General features: G+C 72.3%; 17 protein-coding genes and 1 riboswitch. Of the genes, 7 read left to right on the top strand and 10 right to left on the bottom strand.

Annotated features, from left to right (window positions below):
• Positions 1 to 18 precede the first annotated feature (18 nt).
• The 4 genes from PV963_RS27160 to PV963_RS27145 form a co-directional block, all read right to left on the bottom strand.
• Positions 19 to 897 (bottom strand): ABC transporter permease, encoded by an 879-nt coding sequence (locus PV963_RS27160; protein ID WP_274818342.1) that lies wholly within the window; start codon positions 895 to 897, stop codon positions 19 to 21.
• Complete coding sequence (locus tag PV963_RS27155; protein ID WP_274818340.1) at positions 884 to 1,870, bottom strand: ABC transporter ATP-binding protein; 987 nt, start codon at positions 1,868 to 1,870, stop codon at positions 884 to 886. Before PV963_RS27155 ends, PV963_RS27160 begins: the two co-directional genes overlap by 14 nt.
• Positions 1,871 to 1,911: 41 nt before the next feature.
• Complete coding sequence (locus PV963_RS27150; RefSeq protein ID WP_274818339.1) at positions 1,912 to 3,150, bottom strand: LolA family protein; 1,239 nt, start codon at positions 3,148 to 3,150, stop codon at positions 1,912 to 1,914.
• 231 nt (positions 3,151 to 3,381) lie between these two features.
• The gene (locus tag PV963_RS27145) at positions 3,382 to 4,392 is read right to left on the bottom strand and encodes a polyprenyl synthetase family protein (protein WP_274818337.1); all 1,011 of its coding nucleotides are present in this window, start codon (positions 4,390 to 4,392) and stop codon (positions 3,382 to 3,384) included.
• Positions 4,393 to 4,898: 506 nt separating this feature from the next.
• Positions 4,899 to 5,072, top strand: a riboswitch (cyclic di-AMP (ydaO/yuaA leader).
• A gap of 3 nt (positions 5,073 to 5,075) precedes the next feature.
• On the opposite strand from PV963_RS27145, the gene PV963_RS27140 reads away from it, so the two are divergent.
• Positions 5,076 to 5,855, top strand: coding sequence for a LysM peptidoglycan-binding domain-containing protein (locus tag PV963_RS27140; protein WP_274818336.1), 780 nt, complete (start codon positions 5,076 to 5,078; stop codon positions 5,853 to 5,855).
• Here PV963_RS27140 and PV963_RS27135 read toward each other — a convergent pair.
• On the bottom strand, positions 5,819 to 6,667 hold the full coding sequence (locus PV963_RS27135) for an HAD family hydrolase (protein WP_274818334.1): 849 nt from the start codon (positions 6,665 to 6,667) through the stop codon (positions 5,819 to 5,821). The two genes, PV963_RS27140 and PV963_RS27135, sit on opposite strands and share 37 nt — an antisense overlap.
• A gap of 192 nt (positions 6,668 to 6,859) precedes the next feature.
• Here PV963_RS27135 and PV963_RS27130 point away from each other — a divergent pair, with 192 nt between their 5' ends.
• From PV963_RS27130 to PV963_RS27120, 3 genes are all read left to right on the top strand, one after another.
• Positions 6,860 to 7,924: a GNAT family N-acetyltransferase gene (locus tag PV963_RS27130; RefSeq protein WP_274818333.1), complete on the top strand. Its 1,065-nt coding sequence runs from the start codon at positions 6,860 to 6,862 to the stop codon at positions 7,922 to 7,924.
• Between the two features lie 19 nt (positions 7,925 to 7,943).
• On the top strand, positions 7,944 to 9,236 hold the full coding sequence (locus PV963_RS27125; RefSeq protein ID WP_274818332.1) for a glycosyltransferase: 1,293 nt from the start codon (positions 7,944 to 7,946) through the stop codon (positions 9,234 to 9,236).
• Between the two features lie 143 nt (positions 9,237 to 9,379).
• Positions 9,380 to 10,135 carry a polysaccharide deacetylase family protein gene (locus PV963_RS27120; RefSeq protein ID WP_274818331.1) on the top strand — a complete coding sequence of 252 codons (756 nt, stop codon included), beginning with the start codon at positions 9,380 to 9,382 and terminating at the stop codon, positions 10,133 to 10,135.
• 12 nt (positions 10,136 to 10,147) lie between these two features.
• On the opposite strand, the gene PV963_RS27115 is transcribed toward PV963_RS27120, so the two are convergent.
• The 5 genes from PV963_RS27115 to PV963_RS27095 form a co-directional block, all read right to left on the bottom strand.
• Positions 10,148 to 11,299, bottom strand: a complete 1,152-nt coding sequence (locus PV963_RS27115) for a glycosyl hydrolase (RefSeq protein WP_274818330.1) — start codon at positions 11,297 to 11,299, stop codon at positions 10,148 to 10,150.
• The gene (locus PV963_RS27110; protein WP_274818329.1) at positions 11,296 to 11,736 is read right to left on the bottom strand and encodes a hypothetical protein; all 441 of its coding nucleotides are present in this window, start codon (positions 11,734 to 11,736) and stop codon (positions 11,296 to 11,298) included. Before PV963_RS27110 ends, PV963_RS27115 begins: the two co-directional genes overlap by 4 nt.
• Positions 11,733 to 13,547 (bottom strand): glycosyltransferase, encoded by a 1,815-nt coding sequence (locus PV963_RS27105; protein ID WP_274818328.1) that lies wholly within the window; start codon positions 13,545 to 13,547, stop codon positions 11,733 to 11,735. Before PV963_RS27105 ends, PV963_RS27110 begins: the two co-directional genes overlap by 4 nt.
• Before the next feature lie 206 nt (positions 13,548 to 13,753).
• Positions 13,754 to 16,168 (bottom strand): lipopolysaccharide biosynthesis protein, encoded by a 2,415-nt coding sequence (locus PV963_RS27100; protein WP_274818327.1) that lies wholly within the window; start codon positions 16,166 to 16,168, stop codon positions 13,754 to 13,756.
• Complete coding sequence (locus PV963_RS27095) at positions 16,161 to 17,420, bottom strand: DegT/DnrJ/EryC1/StrS family aminotransferase (protein ID WP_274818326.1); 1,260 nt, start codon at positions 17,418 to 17,420, stop codon at positions 16,161 to 16,163. The genes PV963_RS27100 and PV963_RS27095 overlap by 8 nt, the downstream gene beginning before the upstream one ends.
• Positions 17,421 to 17,731: 311 nt before the next feature.
• On the opposite strand from PV963_RS27095, the gene fahA reads away from it, so the two are divergent.
• The 3 genes from fahA to PV963_RS27080 all read left to right on the top strand — a co-directional run bounded on the left by fahA (position 17,732) and on the right by PV963_RS27080 (position 20,301).
• On the top strand, positions 17,732 to 18,943 hold the full coding sequence (gene fahA, locus PV963_RS27090) for a fumarylacetoacetase (RefSeq protein ID WP_274818325.1): 1,212 nt from the start codon (positions 17,732 to 17,734) through the stop codon (positions 18,941 to 18,943).
• Between the two features lie 261 nt (positions 18,944 to 19,204).
• On the top strand, positions 19,205 to 20,143 hold the full coding sequence (locus PV963_RS27085) for a M56 family metallopeptidase (RefSeq protein ID WP_274822127.1): 939 nt from the start codon (positions 19,205 to 19,207) through the stop codon (positions 20,141 to 20,143).
• A gap of 32 nt (positions 20,144 to 20,175) precedes the next feature.
• Complete coding sequence (locus PV963_RS27080; RefSeq protein WP_274818324.1) at positions 20,176 to 20,301, top strand: hypothetical protein; 126 nt, start codon at positions 20,176 to 20,178, stop codon at positions 20,299 to 20,301.
• The last annotated feature ends 203 nt before the right edge of the window (positions 20,302 to 20,504 follow it).

Here is a 20,504-nt window from a genome sequence, read left to right as displayed (position 1 = left end):
CTGCGCGAGGGCTGTGCGCTAGGCGGTGATGTCCTTCGTCGTGAAGCGGGCCCAGGCCGCCGAGCCGAACACCGCCGCGTACAGGGCCTGGAGGCCCAGGTTCTTCGCCAGGTCGTCCCAGTAGACGGGCTCGCGCATGAGGTCGGCGAAGGACAGCCAGTAGTGCGAGAAGAAGTACGGCTGGAGGGCGTGCAATTGCGGGATCTGGTCGAGGATCTGGACCGTGATCAGCAGGCCGACGGTGGTCGCCATCGCCGCGATGCCGCTGCCCGTGAGCGTCGAGACGAACAGCCCGAGCGCGGCGACGCCGATCAGTGACGCGGCGACGACCAGGGCGATCAGCAGGGCTCTGCCCAGGCCTTCGGCGAAACTGATCCGGGTGCCGGAGATGGTCGTCAGATCGCCGAGCGGGAACAGCAGCGCGCCGACCGTCAGCGCGGAGACGGCCACGACAAGGGTGGCGGCCAGGCAGAAGATGACGACGGTCGCGTACTTGGTGAGCAGCAGCCGGCCGCGGCCGGCCGGGGCGACCAGCAGATAGCGGAGCGTGCCGGCGTGTCCCTCGCCGGCGATCGCGTCGCCCGCGACGACACCGATGGCCATCGGCAGGAAGAACGGGAGGGTGGCGGCCAGCGCGGTGAAGACGAGGAACAGGCCGTTGTTGGTGATCTGCGAGATGAAGGCCGGTCCTCCCCCGCCGCCACCGCCGGGCGGCGAACCGTCGCTCGTCTCGATCTTGATGGCGATGCCGACCAGGACGGGCACGCCCGCCAGCACGGCCAGCAGCGCGAGGGTGCGCCAGCGCCGGAAGGTGGTGGTGAGCTCGCTGCGCAGCAGCCCGAAGGTCCACAGCGGGCTCACCGGCCGTACGGTCCGACCGACTTCAGCCCGCGACATCGAAGCCCTCCCCGGTCAGCGCGACGAACGCGTCCTCCAGCGAGGTCCGTTCGACCGTGAAGCCGCGTACGCGCACACCGGCCGTCACCAGCGCGGTGTTCACGTCGGCGAGGTCGCTCTCCGGTGGTTCGCCGGTCACCCGGTCGTCCGTGACGACGACGTCGCCGACGCCCTGCTCCTTCAGCACCCGGGCCGCCTCCGCCGGGTCCGGCGTGGTGACGACCAGCCGGCCGCGCGCTCCGGCGGACAGCTCGGCGACCGCGCCCTGGGTGATCAGACGGCCCTGCGTCATCACGGCCGCGTGCGTGCAGACCTGCTCGATCTCGTCGAGCAGGTGGGAGGAGAGGAAGACGGTCGTGCCGTCCGAGGCCAGCTCCCGTATCAGGGTGCGGATCTCGCGCATGCCCTGGGGGTCGAGGCCGTTGGTCGGCTCGTCGAGCACGAGCAGCCGGCGCGGCTGGAGCAGCGCGGCCGCGAGGCCCAGGCGCTGTTTCATGCCCAGCGAGTAGGCCTTGGCCTTCTTGCCCGCGGCGGCCGTCAGGCCCACCCGGTCCAGCGCGGCGGCGACCCGGGCCTTGCGGGTGCGCGGATCGGCGGCCGGGTCGGCGCAGTCGTAGCGGATCAGGTTGTCGCGGCCGGAGAGGAAGCCGTACAGGGCCGGGCCCTCGATGAGGGCGCCGACGTGCGGCAGCACGGCGCGGGTGGCCCGGGGCATGGGCTGCCCGAGCACCCGTGCCGTGCCGGAGGTGGGCTCGATGAGGCCCATCAGCATGCGGATGGTGGTGGTCTTGCCGGAGCCGTTGGGTCCGAGGAAGCCGAAGACGCTGCCCGCCGGGACGGTCAGGTCGAGGCCGTCGACGGCGAGTTGTCCGCCGCGGTAGCGCTTGGTGAGCGCGCGGGTGGCGATGACCGGTTCCCCGGCCTCGGCCCGCACGTCGCTGTGCTCCGGCTCCGCGGCGGACGGTTCGCCCATCGGCTTCCTCGTTTTCTCCAAGTCCCGTAGGAGTACCGGACTTACTTCCCGGCGTCGGCCGCCTTCACGAGCGCGTCCTTGGTGACCATGCCCACGTAGACCTTGCCGTCGTCCGTCATCAGGGCGTTGACCAGGCGGGTGGAGAAGACCGTGCCCGAGCCGAACTTGCCGGTGACCTTGTCGCCGAGCGAGTTCACGAAGCCGCCGAGGTCGCCGCCGGCCTCGCCGGAGGGCATGCCCTCGCCGCCGGTGTCGAACGTGGCTATGGCGTTCCAACCCTCGCCGATGGTCTTCATGCCGTCGAGGCCCTTGCCGAGGTCCTCCCCGGACTTCGGGGCGTGCTTGCGCGCCTCGCCCTTGTCGAAGCCCTTGCCAGAGGCCTTGTCGGAGGCCTTGTCGGAGGCCTTCTCCTCGGTGACCTTCGCGCCCTTGGGCGGGGTGAAGTCGAAGGTCGACGCGGCCGGCTTGGCGAAGCTGACCTGGGTGAAGCCCGCGTCGACGACGGCGGCGCCGCCGCTCGCCGGGGTCAGCGTGAACTTCAGCGGCATGCCGGTCTTCGCGTCCACGGCCACGGTGACCGCACCGACCGTCGTGCCGGACTGCTTCGGCTCGATGAGCAGCTTGTAGGCGTCCCGGCCGGCGACCTGGGCGGTGCCGTCCACGGTCACGGAGGTCGTGTCGTCGACGGCCTTCAGGGCCTCCTCGGCGAAGTCCTTCGGCGTGGCCGGCGGCTGCTCCTTCGCGTGCTCCGGGCTGTCGGAGGCGGTGCCGTGGTAGACCTCGTTCGACTTGCTGTCGTAGCCCCAGACGTCCTTGCCGTTGTGGACGATGCTGTACTCGGCGGCGTTCTCCAGCAGCGACAGCTTCTGCTTGTCCGGGCCGTCGGCCGCGACGCGCAGGGTGTGCGTGCCGGAGGCCAGTTCCGTGAGCTTGGCCGTCGGGTCGGCGGAGGAGCCGCCCTCGCCCTGGCCCGCGGCACCGGACATCAGGCTGCTCTCCAGCCCGCCGAGGTCCGGCAGGCCGAGGTCCGTGCTGATCTTCACCGTGCCGGACAGCTGCTGGACGTCCGACTTGGCCATCTTCTCGATGAGCTGCTGTGCGGTGATCTTCGGGAGGTCGGGGTCACCGGAGTCGGCGAGCGCGGGGACCAGCCCGATCGTCGCGGCCGCCACCCCCATCACCGTGACCGGGACGACGTACCGCGCGGCTTTGCGCCGCCCGGAGCGCTGCTCGTCGACCTCCCCGCCGGTCGTGCTGTCGTCGGATGCGTACGGTGCCATGTGTGCCCTACCTCCGTGGTCGGCGGCGGCTGTCCGTGTCGTCCACGCACTCGTCCCTGTGCCGCCATTCTCACCCGAAGTGGTGAGGAGTGGTGTTTTCCGTGGTGTCCATCTGACCAAATCGGCCAGGGAGATACGTCAGACTCCGGGCTCAACTCCACGTACTGCTGCGGTATGACACGAGAGGGCTGCTTCTCCCCCGACCCGTAGGGGTCATGCGGGGAAGATGCGCTAGCCGGCCCGGTGCACCACCGCGTCGGACAGCTCCACCAGCGCCGTCTTCGCGGTGCACTCGGGCAGCGGCGCGAGCGCCGAGCGGGCGTCCTGGGCGTAGCGGATGGTGTCCTGGCGGGCCTGTTCCAGCGCCGGGTGGGCGCGCAGCAGGCGCAGGGCCTCGGCGTGCCGGTCGTCGTCGGTCAGGTCGGAGTCCAGCAGCTCGCACAGGGCGATGTCGTCCGCGAGCCCGAGCCGGGCGGCCCGCTCGCGCAGCCGCAGCACCGGCAGCGTGGGGATGCCCTCGCGCAGGTCGGTGCCGGGGGTCTTGCCGGACTCGTGGGAGTCGGACGCGATGTCCAGGACGTCGTCCGCGAGCTGGAAGGCGACACCGAGCCGCTCGCCGTACTGGGTCAGCACGTCCACGACCGTCTCGTCGGCGCCGGACATCATCGCGCCGAACCGGCACGACACCGCCACCAGCGAGCCGGTCTTGCCGCCCAGCACGTCCAGGTAGTGCTCGACCGGGTCGCGGCCGTCCTGCGGTCCGGCCGTCTCCAGGATCTGGCCGGTCACCAGCCGCTCGAACGCCTCGGCCTGCACCCGCACCGCCTCCGGGCCGAGGTCGGCCAGGATGTGCGAGGCACGGGCGAAGAGGAAGTCGCCTGTGAGGACCGCGACGGAGTTGCCCCAGCGGGCGTTCGCGCTCGCCACCCCGCGGCGCACGGCGGCCTCGTCCATCACGTCGTCGTGGTACAGCGTGGCGAGGTGGGTCAGCTCCACGACGACGGCCGACGGCACGATCCCGGGTGCGTGCCGGTCGCCGAACTGGGCGGAGAGCATCACGAGCAGCGGACGGAACCGTTTGCCGCCGGCCCGGACCAGGTGCTGGGCGGCCTCCGTGATGAAGGGCACCTCACTCTTGGTGGCCTCGAGCAAGCCTTCCTCGACAGCCGCCAATCCGGCCTGGACATCGGCTTCCAGAGCCTGGTCCCGCACGCTCAGCCCGAACGGCCCGACGTCGGTCACGAGGGGTCTCCTGTCTGCTGGTGTCTGCCGGTGATTACGCGGTTTGTCGATAGGTCGCTGCCATCACTCGAGTCAGCGTATCCGGTCACGTTTCGATCACCGCCAGCGCCCATGGTTACAGGCCGGGTGGTATCCGATCACGACCGCAATGTTTTCGATCAGCTCATAAGAACAGACATTTATCGACTTACCAGGAGGTAGAGGGGTATGCACGATTTGCCGTGTTGAGTAAGCAAATTCCCCTTGGTGGAAATTGCCCCATGGACTCGTGATCAGTGAGTTGAATCACGTTATCCCCTGTGACGCCCCACTCCGACACCGGCCCGTACCTCCTTCCGCCGAACGCCAGTTGAGCCTTGGCCCCCGCAAAGGATCAAGCGGCTCATATGCCCCTGACCAAGGTCGAACGGCGCGATGTGTGACTCCGGTGCTTGTTCCCGACATGTGCTCTCGCATACGTTCCGGGCCAGTCCGGCGGACGCCGAATCCTGCCACCGCCCGGACTCCCCACAAACCCACTCACTCACGCAGGGCAGGAGCGGGGGACCCAGGTAAGTCGCCGGTCCGCGCAGCGGAACGGCTCGGGGTGAAGCCGCGTACGGCGCACAGCGCCGTGGGCGGCCGGGCACCTCCCGGCCCGAACCCGACAGCTCACCTCGCAGGCGCCGGAGAGGAACATCGCCATGCCCCGAGGCAAGCACCGTCGCCCCAGAACCAACGCGCTCACCCGTCGTGTCGTAGCCGCCGGAACAGGCGGAGCGGCACTCACCCTCCCGCTCCTCGGCGCGACGCACGCCAGCGCCGCCCAGCCGGCCCAGAGCGCGTCCGCCGCCGCACAGTCCGTGCCGCAGGCGGCCCAGCCCGCCAAGTCCCTCACGTACACCGTGACCAAGGGCGACACGCTGTACCGCATCGCGGACAAGTACGACGTGTCGGGCGGCTGGAAGCAGCTCTACAAGGACAACCGCGCCGCCGTCGGCGACGACCCGGGGCTGATCCGCCCGGGTCTGAAGCTGAAGGTGAAGACGGCCAAGGCGGGCGCCGCGAAGAAGACGGCGACCAAGTCCTCCGCCCCCGCCAAGCCGGCCGCGAAGCCCGCCGGCGGCGTCGCCGAGGCCACCCAGGCCTCCGCGAAGACCTACGCCAACAACCTGGACGGCTGGATCCGCGAGGCGCTGGACATCATGGCGCAGAAGGGGATTCCGGGTTCGTACGACGGCATCTACCGCAACATCATGCGCGAGTCGTCGGGCAACCCCCAGGCCATCAACAACTGGGACTCGAACGCCGCCAAGGGCACCCCGTCCAAGGGCCTCCTCCAGACCATCGACCCGACCTTCCAGGCCTACCACGTGGACGGCACGTCGTGGGACCCGTACGACCCGGTCGCCAACATCACCGCTGCCTGCAACTACGCGGCCGCCCGCTACGGCTCGATCGACAACGTCAACGGCCCGTACTGAGCCGTCCCGCCCAGCAGTCGTTCGAGGACGACGGCGATGCCGTCGTCCTCGTTCGACAGGGTGACCTCGTCGGCCACGGCCTTGAGTTCGGGATGGGCGTTGGCCATCGCCACGCCGTGGGCGGCCCAGTCGAACATCGGGATGTCGTTGGGCATGTCACCGAAGGCAACGGTGTCCGCCGGCCGCAGCCCCAGGTGCTCGGCGGCCAGCGCCAGCCCCGTCGCCTTGGTGACGCCGCACGGCTGGAGCTCGACCGTGCCGGGCCCCGACATCGTCACCGTCGCCAGCGACCCGACCACCGAGCGGGCCGTCGCCGCCAACTCGTCGTCGCTCAGGTAGGGGTGGCGCAGCAGCACCTTGCTGATGGGCTCGCCCCACAGCTCGTCGCGCCGGTCGACCCGCACGGCGGGCAGGGTCGGGTGCGGCATGAGATAGCCCGGCTCGATGAGCGTGAGCCCGTCGACCCCGTCCTGGTCGACCGCGGCGTACACCTGCCCCACCTCGGCCTCGATCTTGCCGAGGGCGGTCTCGGCCAGCTCCCGGTCCAGGGTGATGGACCACAGCAGCCGGTCCGCGCCCGCGTCGTACACCTGCGCGCCCTGCCCGCACACCGCGAGCCCCGTACAGCCGAGGTCGTCCAGGAGCGGCCGCACCCTCGGCGCCGGCCGGCCCGTCACCACGAGGTGCTGGGCGCCGGCGTCGGCCACCCGCGCGAGCGCGGCGAGGGACCGGTCGGACAGGGTGTCGTCGCCGCGCAGCAGCGTCCCGTCCAGGTCGGTGGCGATGAGTGAATATGCGATGGGTGCGGCCATGATCAGAGAATACGGACAGCGCGCCCTTTCGTTTCACCGTGCGGCGGACGCCGATTGCCCGGTTGAAGGCCTCTGCACCAGTTGGCAACAACATGGTCCGCTACCTACCCGTGGGGCCGTCTCGGGCGGTACCTTCCAAGTGTCCAGGGGGGACTTGATCGGGGGGTCAGGTTGAGCAGTGGGCGCATACGTGTGGCTCGGCCCGGGGAGCTCGGCGAGGGGGAGAGGGAGCGCTGGCGCGCGCTGCGCGCGGCGTCGGAGACACCGCGCAACCCCTTCATGGAACCGGAGTTCACCGCAGCCGTCGGCCTGGTGAGGCCGCAGGCGCGGGTCGCGGTGGTGTACGAGGGGCTGGAGCCGGCCGGCTTCCTGCCCCATGAGCGGGGCCCGTTGGGGCAGGGCCGGGCGATCGGGCTCGGCGTCTCGGACGCGCAGGGCGCGATCCTGCGGCCCGGCCTCGATCTGGACACGGGTGAACTGCTGCGGGCCTGCGCGCTGTCGAGCTTCGCCTTCGACAACCTGGAGGCCGAGCAGCGGCTGTTCGTCCGGTACGCGGCCGAGGAGCACGCCACCTACGTCATCGACGTGGAGAAGGGTTACGAGACGTACGAGTCGGTGCTGCGCGCCCAGTCGCCGAAGTTCCTGAAGACCACCCTGGCCAAGGAGCGCAGGCTGGGCCGGCAGGTCGGCGAGCTGCGGTTCGTCTTCGACGAGCGCGATCCGGCCGCGCTGCGCACGCTGATGGAGTGGAAGTCGGCGCAGTACCGCAGGACGGGCCGCCGGGACCGGTTCGCCCGGGAGTGGATCACCCGGCTCGTGAGGCGGCTGGCCCACACCCGGGCACCGGAGTGCAGCGGCACGCTGTCCGTGCTGTACGCCGGGCAGCGGCCGCTGGCCGCGCACTTCGGACTGCGCTCCGCCTCGGTCCTGGCCTGCTGGTTCCCGGCCTACGACCCGGAGTTCGCGAAGTACTCACCGGGTCTGGTGCTGCACCTGCGCATGGCCGAGGCGGCGGCCGCCGCGGGTATCGGCATGCTCGACCTGGGGCGGGGCGCGGCCGAGTACAAGGACGCGCTGAAGACGGGCGAACTGCCCGTGTACGAGGGTGCGGTGACGCGTCCGGGGACGGGCGCGGCGCTGCACTGGCTGAGCCGCGAGCCGGCGCGCCGCGCGCACAGCTTCGTCCGCGGCAGGCCACGGCTCGCGTCGCTGGCCGCGCGGACCCTGAAGGGCGCGGCTCGGCTGCGCCGTACCTGACGACGAGGGGGGAGGGCGCATGGCCCGATCGGCACGTGCGCAGGAGGAGATACGGCGGTTCCTGGACATCGGGGCGGTGCAGGTCGCCGAACTGGACCTCGACGGCGACGAGGCGGTGCTCAGACCGGGCCCGGGGAGTCCGCCGGTGACGCACGGCGAGGTGTTCGTGCTGGTCAGGCAGGGTGGGTGGCCCGTGGGGACGCTGCTGGGGCGGGTGCCGGAGGGGGCGGATGCGAAGACCGTGCTCGCGGCGCGGGCGCGGGCGGAGTGTGCGCCGGGGCCCGCGCAGGCTCGTGGACCCGGAGCAGCCGGTGAGCCGCCGTACACGAGTGTCGTCATCGCCACCCGGGAGCGTGCCGGGCAGCTGGCCCGGGCGCTGGACTCGCTGCTGGCGCAGGACCATCCGCGGTTCGAGGTCGTCGTCGTGGACAACGCTCCCGTGACGAGCGAGACGCGGGAGCTGGTCGAGCGGAAGTACGCCGAGCGCGTGCGCTACGTCTGCGAGCCGGTGCCCGGCCTCGCGGTCGCGCACAACACGGGGCTCGCGGCCGTGCGGGGCGAGGTGGTCGCCTTCACCGACGACGACGTGGTCGCCGACCCGCGCTGGCTGAGCGAGCTGACCGCGCCCTTCGCCGCCGACCCGGGACTCGGGTGCAGCACCGGGCTGATCCTGCCCGCGCGGCTGACCACCCCGGCCCAGGTGCTGCTGGAGAGCCACGGCGGCTTCGCGAAAGGCTTCACTCCAAGGACGTACGACCCGGCGCGTCCGCCGGGAGACGAACCGCTGTTCCCGTTCACGGCGGGGCGGTTCGGCTCCGGTGCCAACATGGCCTTCCGGACGGCCGCCCTGCGGTCCGTCGGCGGTTTCGACCCGGCCACCGGTGCCGGCACGGCCGCCCGGGGCGGCGACGACCTCTACGGCTTCGTCCGCGTCCTCGCCGAGGGCCACCGGCTGCGCTACACCCCGTACGCCCTGGTGTGGCACCACCACCGGGAGACCTGGCGGGATCTGGAGACCCAGGCGTACGGCTACGGCGCCGGACTCACCGCCTATCTCACCGCGGTGCTCGTGAACCGCCCGGCGCTGCTGCCGGCGTTCCTCGCGCGGCTGCCCCGGGGCCTCGTCCACGCCCGCGCGCTGACCGCCGTACGCGAGACGGAGGGCGGCGGGGCGCCGGGCGACCACGACGTGCGGACGCATCCGTGGCCGCGGCGGCTGTCGCGGTTGCAGCGCAGGGGGATGGTGTACGGGCCTGTCGGCTATCTGCGTGCGCGGCGGGCGCTGCGCGCGCGTGTTGAGGGGGCGAGATGAGGACGTCTGCACGTACGCGTGGTGAGGGGCAGGGGGACGGCAGAGGCCGGGCGGAGCGGGGTACGCGGGACGGTGAGGGGCCGATATCACTCCCGGGTGCGGTCGGCTCCCCGGCCATCCCGGTCTTCCTGTACCACTCCGTGATGGACGATCCGCCCGACTGGATCGCCGAGTTCACGGTCACGCCGAAGCAGTTCGCCGCGCATCTCGACGCCGTGGTCCGCAGCGGCCGTACGCCCGTCACGATCAGCGCGATCGCCGACCATCTGGCCGGTCGGGCTCCCCTGCCGCCCCGGCCCGTGCTGCTCACCTTCGACGACGGCTTCGCCGATCTGCCCGGCCCCACCGCCGAGGCGCTGGCCGAGCGGGCGCTGCCCGCCACCGCCTATCTCACCACCGGCGCCATCGCCCCGGGCGGCCGCAGTCTGCTGCCGCCCGCGCCGATGATGACCCTGGACCGGGCGGCGGAGCTGGAACGTTACGGCATGGAGATCGGCAGCCACACGGTCACGCACGCGCAGCTCGACACCCTGTCCGGCAAGGACCTGGCGTACGAACTGCGCTCGTCGAAGGCCGTGCTGGAGGACGCCCTCGGGCACGAGGTCCGCCATCTCGCCTATCCGCACGGCTACAACAGCCCGCGTGTGCGGGCGATGTCGGCCCGGGCCGGCTACGAGACGGCGACCGCCGTACGGCACGCGCTCAGCTCCGACCGCGACGAGCGCTACCGCATCGCCCGGCTCATCGTCCGGCGTACCCACACCGTCGCCGACGTCGAGGGCTGGCTGGCGGGTGCGGGCGCGCGGGTCGCGCCGTACCGGGACGGGCCGAAGACGATCGCGTGGCGGTGGTACCGGCGGGCCCGCGCGGTGGTGCGCGGGCCCGAGTTCGCGGGCTGATCGCTGCCCGAGTTACTTGAGGGGCTGGTTGAAGTACGGGTCGGCGACCGCCTTGCGCAGGCTGTCCCAGGCCGCGTCGTTCGCCAGGGCCAGGTTGCAGTGCGGTCCGGGGTCGCGGTAGTTCCACTGGAGGGCGGCCTTGACGCCCTTCAGGCCCTTCAGCACCCCGGGCACCTGCGCGTACCACTCGGCCTGCCGCTGCGGGCGTGCCGAGTCCGCCGCCGTGCCGAACTCGGAGAGCATCAGCGGCTTGTCGTCGGAGATGTTCTTACGGATCCAGTCGTGCGCGGCGTGCTGTGTCTGCGCGAAGGTGAGCCAGCCGGTTTTGTGGCAGCGGTAGTAGTTGTACTGGTTGTAGCCGATCCAGTCGACGTACTCGTCGCCGGGATACATCCGCTTCATCTCGTCGGCGTGGTCGAGGTAGCCGGTGGTGATCCACGTCCACACCACGTTGTCGACGCCCAGTTCGCGGAACCGGTCGTGGATGTGCCGGTAGGCCTTCACGTAGTCGGCGGGGGTGCCGTTGTCCGGGGTGCGGGTGTCCATCTCCAGGTCGAAGGAGAGGAACACCTTCTTGCCGTAGTCCTTGATGCGCCTCGCCTGGACGTCGATGACGGCCTCGTCCAGCTCGCCGGAGGCGATCTGCTTCCAGGTCGGCTGCTGCTGCTTCGTGCCGCCCCACCACTTGCTCTCCCAGGACAGCAGCAGCAGATGGTCCTCGCCGACGCGCTGTTCCTCCGGGGTGAGCAGCTGGCCCTCCCGGCGGGTGCCCTCGGGCAGGGACATGTCGTGGTACGTGTACACGATGTCGAGTTCGCGGCCCACGCGCTTCTCGTAGGCGCGCACCTTCTCCGGCAGGTCGTCCCGCTCGTGCGGCACGAACGCCCCGAACCAGGCGCCGCAGGGCGGTTCCAGGAGCGCCGTGGGGCGGCAGTCCGCCTTGGAACCGGTGGCTCCCGGGTCCGGCCCGGAGGCGTTCCGGAGGGCGAGTGCGCCGACCAGGACCGCGCTGACGATCGTGGCGGACGTGATCAGCAGACGGCGCCGGCTCGATGTGAACGGGCCGGCGGACGGCTGTTCCTCGTGCGGCTGTGGCCTCCTGCGGTGCTGTCCGGTCGTGGTCGGCTTGCGGCGAAAGGGACGGTGGGGACGGTTGAACCTCACGGAGCAGAACCCTTCGGTGTCCTCGGAGTCGTCCTCGGCGGCGGGGAGGCGCGCAGCGGCGGACAGAACGCGGCGAGTGTGGTCAGCAGCGTCAGCGTCAGCAGCACCCGCTGCGCGCTGAAGGTGTGCGTGGCGATCAGCACGGTCGCGACGAGCATCACGGCGCCGATGCTCAGGAACAGCATCAGCATCAGCCGCTCCAGCAGGTCGGAGTGGCGGGCGAAGTCCGGGTCCCGGCGCTCGACGGGCCCTTCGGCGGGCCGCGCCCTGAGCGCGGGGGCGCAGACTCTGACCACGGCCGCGCCCGGGCCCGCCGCCAGGAAGAGGGCGACGGCGGCGCCCCGCAGCGGCGATCCGCCGGGCAGCGCGAGGGCGGCGAGCGCGAGCCAGCCGCCGAACGGCGGCAGCATCCGGACCACGAGTTCCTGCGGTGTCATCGCTGCGCTCCCTGCGCCTGCTTCAGTACGTAGAGCCATCCGGCGCTGTTCTCCGCCACGAGCTGGAACCGTGGTGAGGCGGCGACGGACTTCTGGATGCGCTCCAGCTGCGTCTTGTCGAGCTGTCCGTTCATCTCGGAGTTGGCCAACTGCCCCTGCGTGAGCAGGAAGTAGGCCCGGGCCGGCCGCTCCACCCCGGCCATGTCACCGGCGAGGGTGCCGGCCGGGTTCTCGACGATCCGGTCGACGTGGCTGCGGGCGTCGTCGAGGAACCAGTAGTGGTCGACGCTCCAGTAGGAGGCGTACGCCAGCGGGTAGTTGCGGTTGGCGGCCACGACGAGCGAGCCGTCGGGCGCCTGGTCGAAGAGCTGCCGTACGAGGGCCACTTCCTGCGGCGGGAAGTAGTTGATCCGGTCCTTGCCCGAGTAGGCCGGGACGAAAGCCAGGGTTCCGCCGAGCAGTGCGGCCAACCCCACCCAGGCACCGAGCCCTCGTCCGCGGGACTTCACGGGGGCGGCCTGCCGGCTGCCGGCCTCCTGCGCCGCGGCGTCCGCGGCCAGCGTACGGACCTTGGGCAGCAGCGCGGCGGCGGCGAAGAACGCGGCGCCGGGCAGCATGAACAGCAGCACCCGGAAGATCATCTCGCTGCCGTAGCTGCTCGCCGCGAACATCGGCAGCGGGGCCGCCGCGATCAGCACCAGGGGGCGGGCGCGGTGCCGCAGCACCCGCTGGCGCAGGACGCCGACGGCCGCGAGCAGCAGGACGGAGCCGGACAGCAGCCGGGCCGCCCAGGAGGTCGCTATCGCTCCGGCGCCGGTCGGCGTGGCGCCGTATCCCGTCTCCACGTTGGCGCCGACGTCACCGACGGAGCGGATCATGTCCGGCATCGCCGCGGACAGGAAGGGCAGCGCGGCCGTGAGACACCAGGCCAGGAAGATCACGACGGTCGTGACCGCCGGGACCCAGTCTCGGTAGCGGCGACTGAGGCACAGGGCGATCAGGCAGACGACCAGCATGCCCGGGGTGAGCTGGTGGGAGATGACGATCGCCACGAGCATGACGGTGAGCACCACCGTCCACACCGCCTGCCGGGGCCGCCCGCGCCGCCCGGCGGACCGGCCGAAGCGGCGCAGGACCAGGGCCAGGACGCCGACGTGCAGCGCGTAGGCCACGGACTGGGGGGAGAAATAGTCCTGCCCGACCCAGTTGGCGACGTAGAAGAGCCAGACGGCGGTCCAGATCAGCCGCCGGTCCTCCGTGAAGGTGCGGTAGATCAGCAGCAGCGGGAGCAGCAGCATCAGGCTGGAGACCAGGGGCCACCAGGCCATGAACATCGCCGCCGAGTCCACGCCCAGCAGCCGCATCAGGGCGGCCTGCGCGGCGAAGAAGCCGGGCCACTGGTCGTACACCGCCATGTCGCCGACCTGGTCGGCCGTTTGCAGACCGCCCGCCGTCAGCAGATGGTCGATGACCGCCTCGTGCTTCCACGCCCAGGCGTACAGCGGGGTCGGGTAGAGCACGGCCTGCGTGGCCCGCTCCATCACCAGCAGCCCGAGGACGTACGCCGCTGCCCAGGCACCCGGCCGGCGCGGATCGCGGACCGTGAACCAGAACCCGGTCGTGAGCACCACGAGGCCGGCCCAGAAGGTCGGGTGCAGCGCGGTGACCAGCCCGTAGTCGTCGAGCCGCGAGACGTCGGTGTGCCGCATGGCGTACGCCCACAGGGCGAGCGCGACGAGCAGCGGAACGCCGGGCCAGGCCGGCGCGCGCCGCCCCGAGGGGGCAGGGGGCAGGTCGGACAGGTCCGTCACGGGCTCATGGGCGGGGCTCGACGACTCCGAGGAGGAGGGGCTGGCGGACTGGCTGGAGGCTTCGGGGCTGCTGCCGGGGGTGCTCGCGCCGTCCCGTGCGGGTGTGGGTTCTGGCGTGGGTCTCTCCCTCGGAGTTACTGGCGGACGCACGGTGGTTCCCCCCTGGCGGTTCGGCTCTGTTGGCTCTGTTCGGCTCTGGAGCTTGATCAGGCGCTGGATCGGCCGTTGGGCCTTCTGCGGTGCGGCAGTCCCATGGCCGACCTTCTGCGGTGCGGTAGCCCCATGGCCGACGCGGCACGGCGGCAGACCGGCAGGAGCAGGACGAGTACGACAAGTACGGCGAGCAGGGGCGGCGCGACCGGTGCGAGCGCCGCACGCCACACCCAGCCGCCGACCGCGACGAGATACAGAACCCCCCAGCGCCCCGGCCACGTCAGCCGTCCGCCCGCGCTCGCGAGCAGCAGCCACAGCGGTACGAGACACAGCAGCTGGCAGACCGGCGGCGCCCAGCGCAGCAGCGGCTCGGGCCCGTCGAGCCCCACCGCGTCCGCGAGGAAGCCGGCCGTCTTCACATACAACGCCCCGTCCACCGGCCGCGGTTCCCGCCCGAGGGCGACCGGTGCGGCGTACAGGGCGAGCAGGGCGGCGTACAGCGCCGTGCCGGGCAGCCACGGGTCGCGCCGGGTGCACAGCGTGAGGGCGGCGACGAACACCACGAGCAGCAGGCCTCCCGCGGTGAGCGACGGCAACGGCAGACCCTCCAGCAGCTGACGCCCCGTCAGTGCCGCTTGGGTGGCACCGTCGAGCCAGGGCAGGTCGCGCAACGGCGCCCAGAAGAAGACGGTGGCGACGCCGAGCAGGCTCCAGAGGGCGCCTCTCAGCCGCCGCTCCCGGGTTTCGTCCTCGGCCTCGGCGGGCCCCTCGTGCCCGGCGGTGTCCTCGTAGTCGGCGGTTCCCGCGCGCTGAGGCGCTCTCGGCTCCCCGTGGCTGTCGTGGTCCTCGCTCGTATCCGCCGTCTCGACGGCCTCGGCGCTCGCCCCCTTCTCCGCGGCGTCCGGATGCTGCTGCCCGTCCGGGCGATGCGGCCGCACGATCAGCGCCAGCGTGTCCGCCTGGAGCGCCTCGCGTTCGTATCCGGGGCGCCCTATGAACAACGTGACCGTGTCCTCGTCGCCGTCCTTGGGCTGGTACGCGGCCCGTCGGGCCCAGGTCGTGCCGTACCCGGCGGTGGCGTTCAGTTTCGCCCAGCGGGTGCCGTAGGAGGGATGGGAGGGATCGGCGGGCGTACGGGCCGCGGGCGTGCTGCCGTTGTGCCGCAGTGCCGCTCGCAGCCCGGCCGTGGAGACCACAGCGATCAGCGTCATGCTCAGCAGCACCGCCCAGCCTGCGCCCGCGATCCCGGCCGGGGTGAACAGCACGGCCGCGCTGCCCAGCACCAGGGCGCACATGGCGCCTTGGAGGGCGGCGAGCACACCTGTGCGCCCCTGCACGCGCAGTACGCCGATGTACAGCTCCACCACGACCCGCGGCAGCGCGCCGAGGGCGAGCAGCCGCAGCACGGTCGAGCCGTGCTCGGCGTAGTCCGGGCTGAAGGGCGTGAGGATGTAGGGGGCGAAGAGGACCAGCACCAGCACGACCGGGACCAGCAGCAGCGTCATGCGCCGCAGGGCGCCCCGGACGCCGTCGGCGAGCTGTCGCGGGTCGTGGGAGGCGTGCGCGGTGAGGGACGAGGCCATATTGATGGCCATGAACTCCATCGTGCCGCCGACGGTGTACGCCACGTAGAAGTAGCCGTTCTCCGCGGCGCTGAAGCGGACCGCGACCATCACCGGCAGCAGGTTGATCATCGCCAGGCTGAACAGCGCGCCCAGCGAGTCCCCGGCCAGGAAGCGGCCCATGTCGCGGAGTTTCGGGGGCTCCTTCTCGCGCTCGAGTTCGGCCTGGCGCGGGATGAGCCGGCGGAAGATCAGCCAGCCCAGCGGCAGGGTGGAGAAGGCGATCGCCACCGCCCAGGAGACGAAGATGCCGAGGACGGGCAGCGTGCCGGCGAAGACGGCCAGGAGGGCCAGTTTCCCGACCGAGAACACCGCGTTCCCGGCCGGCACCCACTCCGCCTTGCGCAGACCGGTGAGCACCCCGTCCTGGAGCGTGAGCAGCGCCCAGGCCACGCACGCCGCGACGAACACCGCGCCCGCCATGGGCGTGCCCAGGGGGGCGTACGACGCTCCCCAGGCGTCGAGCGTGAGCAGGAAGACGGCGGCGGCGAGCGCCACGATCAGCGAACTGGCCGCGTACGTGCCCCACACGAGGCGTCCGGTCTCCCGTCCCGCGCGCGGGACGAAACGGACCACGGCGCCGATCATCGTCGTCGCCGTGATGCTGGCGAGCAGCCGCATCGCGGCGATGGCGGCGGAGCCCTGGCCGACGGCCTCCTCGGAGTAGTAGCGGGCGGCCACCAGCCAGAATCCCAGGCCCAGTACGGCGGAGACGCCGGTGCTGAGCATGAGGAAGTAGGCGTTCTTGAACAGCGAGTCGTGCGTGTGCTCGTCGGCGGCGGCAGGCTTCGGTCCGCCGCCGTCGGCGCGCGTGGTGGCGGGCTCGTGCACCTGGATCTCAGCCACGGGACTGACCCAGCCCTCCCGGTTCCGGACTGCTGCGGGGTGACTCTCCCGGTGCCTGGACCGGCCGTGCCCCGGACCGCTGAAGCACCTCGACGACCGTCCGGGCCCGCAGCGGGTCCACGGGCAGCGCGTGCCGCGCGAACCAGCGGGCCGCCTCGGGGGCCGGTGAGGGGTCGGTGAACTCCGCGCCGGCGTAGTCGTCCAGGGGCGGGTCGTAGAGGTAGCCGACGACGACGCCCCGCCGTGCCAGTGCCGCGATAGCCGCGTCCCGGTCCGCCACGAACAGCGGGACGCGGAACAACGGCTGGGTGCCGTACGCGTCACGCGGCTTGGCCCAGGGCGTGGACAGAAGCAGTTCCGTGCCCGCCCGGCAGGAGTCCAGCACGTCGTCCAGCCGGTCGAGCCTGCGGCCGATGCGACGCAGCCGCAGCCGGCCGGACTCCTGGCGGTAGTCGTGCATGTCGACGCGTACCCAGGGGTGGTGGGCGTCGAGCCCGGGCGCCCGGCGGGCGGCCCGCGCGAGTTCGTCCGGGCGCAGCGGCATCCGGATCTCCTCGCGGTCGGCCAGCCCCAGCAGCCGGATCGCGGCCCAGGCGGCGCGCCGCAGCCGCAGCCCGCGCACCGCCGCCTCCGCGTACGGCCGGATCGCGTAGGCGAGTTCGGAGCCCGGCCGGCGCGGCGTGAGCAGTCCCGCGCAGGTCTTCTCCACCGCGTCCCGCAGCCCTGGGTCGGCGAGGGAGAGCATGCCCCCGGCCTTCGCCCCGACGTGCTTGGACAGGCTGAACGCGGAGGCCTCGCCCCACGCCCCGACCGGCCGGTCCCCCACCCGGCTGCCGATGGCGTGCGCCGCGTCCTCGAACAGCGGGATCCCCAGCGCGTCGCACTTCTGCCTGAGGCGCGGCGCCGGGTCGGGATTCCCGTACAGGTTCGTCGTGAGCACGGCCGACACCGATCTCCAGGTCTCGTCCGGCACGGCATCGATGTCGATGGACGCGTCGAGCGGGTTCAACGGCGCCTGCACCGGACGCAGTCCGGCCGCGAGCACGACGAAGAAGATGACGTCGTCGTTGACCGGCGACATCAGCACCCGGCCGCCGGGCGGGCACCAGTGGCGCAGCGCCACGTACAGCCCGAAACGGCACGACGGTACATACACACATTCCCGGCCGAGCCGCACGCGCATGGTCTCTTCCAGCCGCTTGAGCTGCGAACCACGCCGTACCGAGCCCGGACCGGCCTCCCCAATGGCCATCCGCCCCCCCAGGTGTGCCGTCGGAACGCCCCCTCCCCGAGGCCTTCCGGCACCCGCCCAGAGTCGCCCCGTTCGCACCGCTCCGTCAAGATTGCGTCGCGTCCTGTGGATAACTTCCGGCACGTACGAATGGGGCGTCCCGTCCGCCGCGCCGGAGCCCCACCGTCCGGTCCCACCGCGGCCCACCTGCCCCGTTCGCCCGTATCCGCCTCCTCGGACACTGCCCAGGACCGGTGTGCCACCCGTAACGTGTGGCACGACCACGAACACGTGGCGACGACACGGCACACCCGAAAGCGAGGCAGCACCCGATGCCCCCCTTCGATGTCCCCGAGGGCGACCCCTTCGGTCCGCACAACCTGCCGTACGGCGTGTTCTCCCTCCCCGGCTCCTCCCGCCGGACCGTGGGCGTCCGGCTCGGCGACCACGTACTGGACGCCGGCGCGGCGGCCCACGCCCTCGGCTCCCCGTACGCCTCCCTGCTCGCGCGGCCGACCCTCAACCCGCTGCTGGCCGCGGGCCGCACCGCCTGGTCGGACGTACGCCGGGCGCTGACGGCATGGGTGACCGTGCCGTCCCACCGCGAGACCGTCGCACCGATGTTCCACCCCCTGTCCTCGGTGACCCTGCACCTCCCCTTCGAGGTCGCGGACTACGTCGACTTCTACGCGTCCGAGAACCACGCCCGGAACGTCGGCCGGATCTTCCGCCCCGACGCCGAGGACTCCCTGACCCCCAACTGGAAGCACCTGCCGATCGGCTACCACGGCCGCTCCGGCACGGTCGTCGTCTCGGGCACGGACGTCGTACGCCCCGCGGGCCAGCGCAAGGCGCCCACGGACCCGGCTCCCGTCTTCGGCCCGTCCGTCCGCCTGGACATCGAGGCGGAGGTCGGCTTCGTGGTCGGCGTGCCGTCCCGGATGGGCGAGCCGGTGTCCCTCGACGGCTTCCGCGAGCACGTCTTCGGTCTCTGCCTCCTCAACGACTGGTCCGCGCGCGACATCCAGGCCTGGGAGTACGTCCCGCTCGGCCCGTTCCTCGGCAAGTCCTTCGCCACGTCGGTGTCGGCGTGGATCACCCCGCTGGACGCCCTGGAGGACGCCCGGGTGGCCCCGCCGGCCCGGACGCACGAGCTGCTGCCCTACCTGGACGACGGCGACGAGGAACCCGGCGGCTACGACCTGCGGATCGCCGTCGCCGTGAACGGCCACGTCGTCTCCGAGCCGCCTTTCTCCACCATGTACTGGACGGCCGCCCAGCAGCTGGCCCACATGACCGTCAACGGCGCCTCCCTGCGCACCGGCGACCTGTACGGCTCGGGCACGGTCAGCGGCCCGGCGGACCGCGAGCGCGGCTCCCTCCTCGAACTGACCTGGAACGGCCGCGACCCGCTCGAACTCCCCGACGGCAAGCGGACGTTCCTGGAGGACGGCGACGTGGTGACCCTGTCGGCCTGGGCGCCGGGGCCGGACGGTGTGCGGGTGGGGCTGGGCGAGGTGACGGGGCGGGTGGTGCCGGCCTGACGGCGCTCCACGGCCCGGATCTGGCCGACACTCGCCCTCCCGGCGCTTCTGATGCCGCTGGAACCCTGACCCACACCGCCCGGCACCGTCATACTGGGCGTCGGGCGGTGTGCCCGCACGCGCACTGTGCACGGCACGTTCGTCGCGTTCGTCGCGTCGTCGGTGTGTACGTCAACCGCGTCACCGGTGCGCACAGCAGCCGCCCTCCCTCGCACGACCCGTAGCCGCCCTTCTTCCGACCAGGAACCGGAGCCCGTGGCAATGACCGTCTGCCTGCTCCTGCTGAGTGTTGTCGCCGTGACGGCCGCCGTACCCGTTCCCCGTGCGCTGACCCGGGCCGCCTGGCCCGAGCGGGAACCGGTGGTCGCGCTGTGGGTGTGGCAGTGCCTGGTCGCCACCGTCCTGCTCTGCTGCGTGACAGCACTCGCCCTGGGCGCCGCCGCCGTCTTCGGCACCGTCCGCGCCCAGCTCTTCGCCCCGGCTCCGCCCGCGGTGACGGCGGCGTACGACCTGTCCACGGCGCCGCCCGGGGCCGCCGCCCTCACCCTGCTGCTGGCCTGCGGTGCCGCCTGGACGACCGCGATGCTCGCGCGTGAACTCGTCGAGGCGCGCCGGCGTCGCGGCCAGGCCCGCGCCCACCTCCGCGAACGCGCCCCCGACCTGCCGGCCGGACTGCCCGCCGCCCGCGGCCCCCTCCTGGTCCTGGAGGACGAATACCCCGACGCCTGGTGGATGCCCGGCAACCCGCCCCAGCTGATCGTCACCACGGGCGCGCTGCACCGCCTCACGGACCACCAGCTCGACGCCGTCCTCACCCACGAGCGCGGCCACGCCCGCGCCCGCCACGACTGGCTGCTGCACCTGTCCACCGCCCTGGCCACCGGTTTCCCCCGCATCCCGCTGTTCGCCCACTTCTGCGACCAGACGCACCGCCTGGTCGAACTGGCCGCCGACGACACGGCCTCCCGCCGCTGCGGCCACCTGACCACGGCCCTGGCCCTGATCGAGCTCAACCAGCACCGCGGCGTCCTGTCCTGCGCCTCCAGCCACCGCCTGCTGGGCGAGCGGGTCGACCGGCTCCTGGAACCGCCGCCCCGGCTGGGCCGCCGGCACCGGGCCCTGACGACCACCACGGCCGCGCTGGTACCGCTGCTGCCCCTGCTGATCGTGTTCGCGCCGGGGCTGACTGCCCTGTCGTAGCCCTGCCGGCCCGGGCGGCCGGTGGCGCCGGCATGGTCACCGTCGGCGGGCTCGGCCGGGCCGCCTCCGCGGTCGTGGAGCTGCTGGGCCGCCCCCTCACCCGCTGGCTGCCCCGCACCGCGCCCGTTCCCGGCGGCCGGGCGCCCAGGGGCCCGTAGGGCTATGACCGGGCGTACGCGGCACGGCACTGTGACGATCCGCTGCGCGGCGCGGCCGGGGGCGCAGTCCGACGCCCGGGCGGGCGGACGCCCAGTTCTGCCGATGCACCGGCCGGGATCGCGGGTCTACGCCAGGCCGGGCCGACGCCCAGATCTGCCGATGCACCGGCCGGGAAAGCAGGCCGATGCCCAGGCCGGACCAA

This window comes from Streptomyces coeruleorubidus (assembly GCF_028885415.1).
Lineage (GTDB): Bacteria > Actinomycetota > Actinomycetes > Streptomycetales > Streptomycetaceae > Streptomyces > Streptomyces coeruleorubidus_A.
The sequence above is the reverse complement of the archived record's forward strand: the minus strand, read 5'-3'. Positions and strand labels throughout refer to the sequence as shown.

Excerpts from the sequence above, each read along its gene's own strand:
- PV963_RS27160 (WP_274818342.1), bottom strand. The coding sequence starts at position 897 with ATGTCGCGGGCTGAAGTCGGTCGGACCGTACGGCCGGTGAGCCCGCTG.
- PV963_RS27155 (WP_274818340.1), bottom strand. The coding sequence starts at position 1,870 with ATGGGCGAACCGTCCGCCGCGGAGCCGGAGCACAGCGACGTGCGGGCC.
- PV963_RS27150 (WP_274818339.1), bottom strand. The coding sequence starts at position 3,150 with ATGGCACCGTACGCATCCGACGACAGCACGACCGGCGGGGAGGTCGAC.
- PV963_RS27140 (WP_274818336.1), top strand. The coding sequence starts at position 5,076 with ATGCCCCGAGGCAAGCACCGTCGCCCCAGAACCAACGCGCTCACCCGT.
- PV963_RS27135 (WP_274818334.1), bottom strand. The coding sequence starts at position 6,667 with ATGGCCGCACCCATCGCATATTCACTCATCGCCACCGACCTGGACGGG.
- PV963_RS27125 (WP_274818332.1), top strand. The coding sequence starts at position 7,944 with ATGGCCCGATCGGCACGTGCGCAGGAGGAGATACGGCGGTTCCTGGAC.
- PV963_RS27120 (WP_274818331.1), top strand. The coding sequence starts at position 9,380 with ATGGACGATCCGCCCGACTGGATCGCCGAGTTCACGGTCACGCCGAAG.
- PV963_RS27110 (WP_274818329.1), bottom strand. The coding sequence starts at position 11,736 with ATGACACCGCAGGAACTCGTGGTCCGGATGCTGCCGCCGTTCGGCGGC.
- PV963_RS27095 (WP_274818326.1), bottom strand. The coding sequence starts at position 17,420 with ATGGCCATTGGGGAGGCCGGTCCGGGCTCGGTACGGCGTGGTTCGCAG.
- fahA (WP_274818325.1), top strand. The coding sequence starts at position 17,732 with ATGCCCCCCTTCGATGTCCCCGAGGGCGACCCCTTCGGTCCGCACAAC.
- PV963_RS27085 (WP_274822127.1), top strand. The coding sequence starts at position 19,205 with ATGACCGTCTGCCTGCTCCTGCTGAGTGTTGTCGCCGTGACGGCCGCC.
- PV963_RS27080 (WP_274818324.1), top strand. The coding sequence starts at position 20,176 with ATGGTCACCGTCGGCGGGCTCGGCCGGGCCGCCTCCGCGGTCGTGGAG.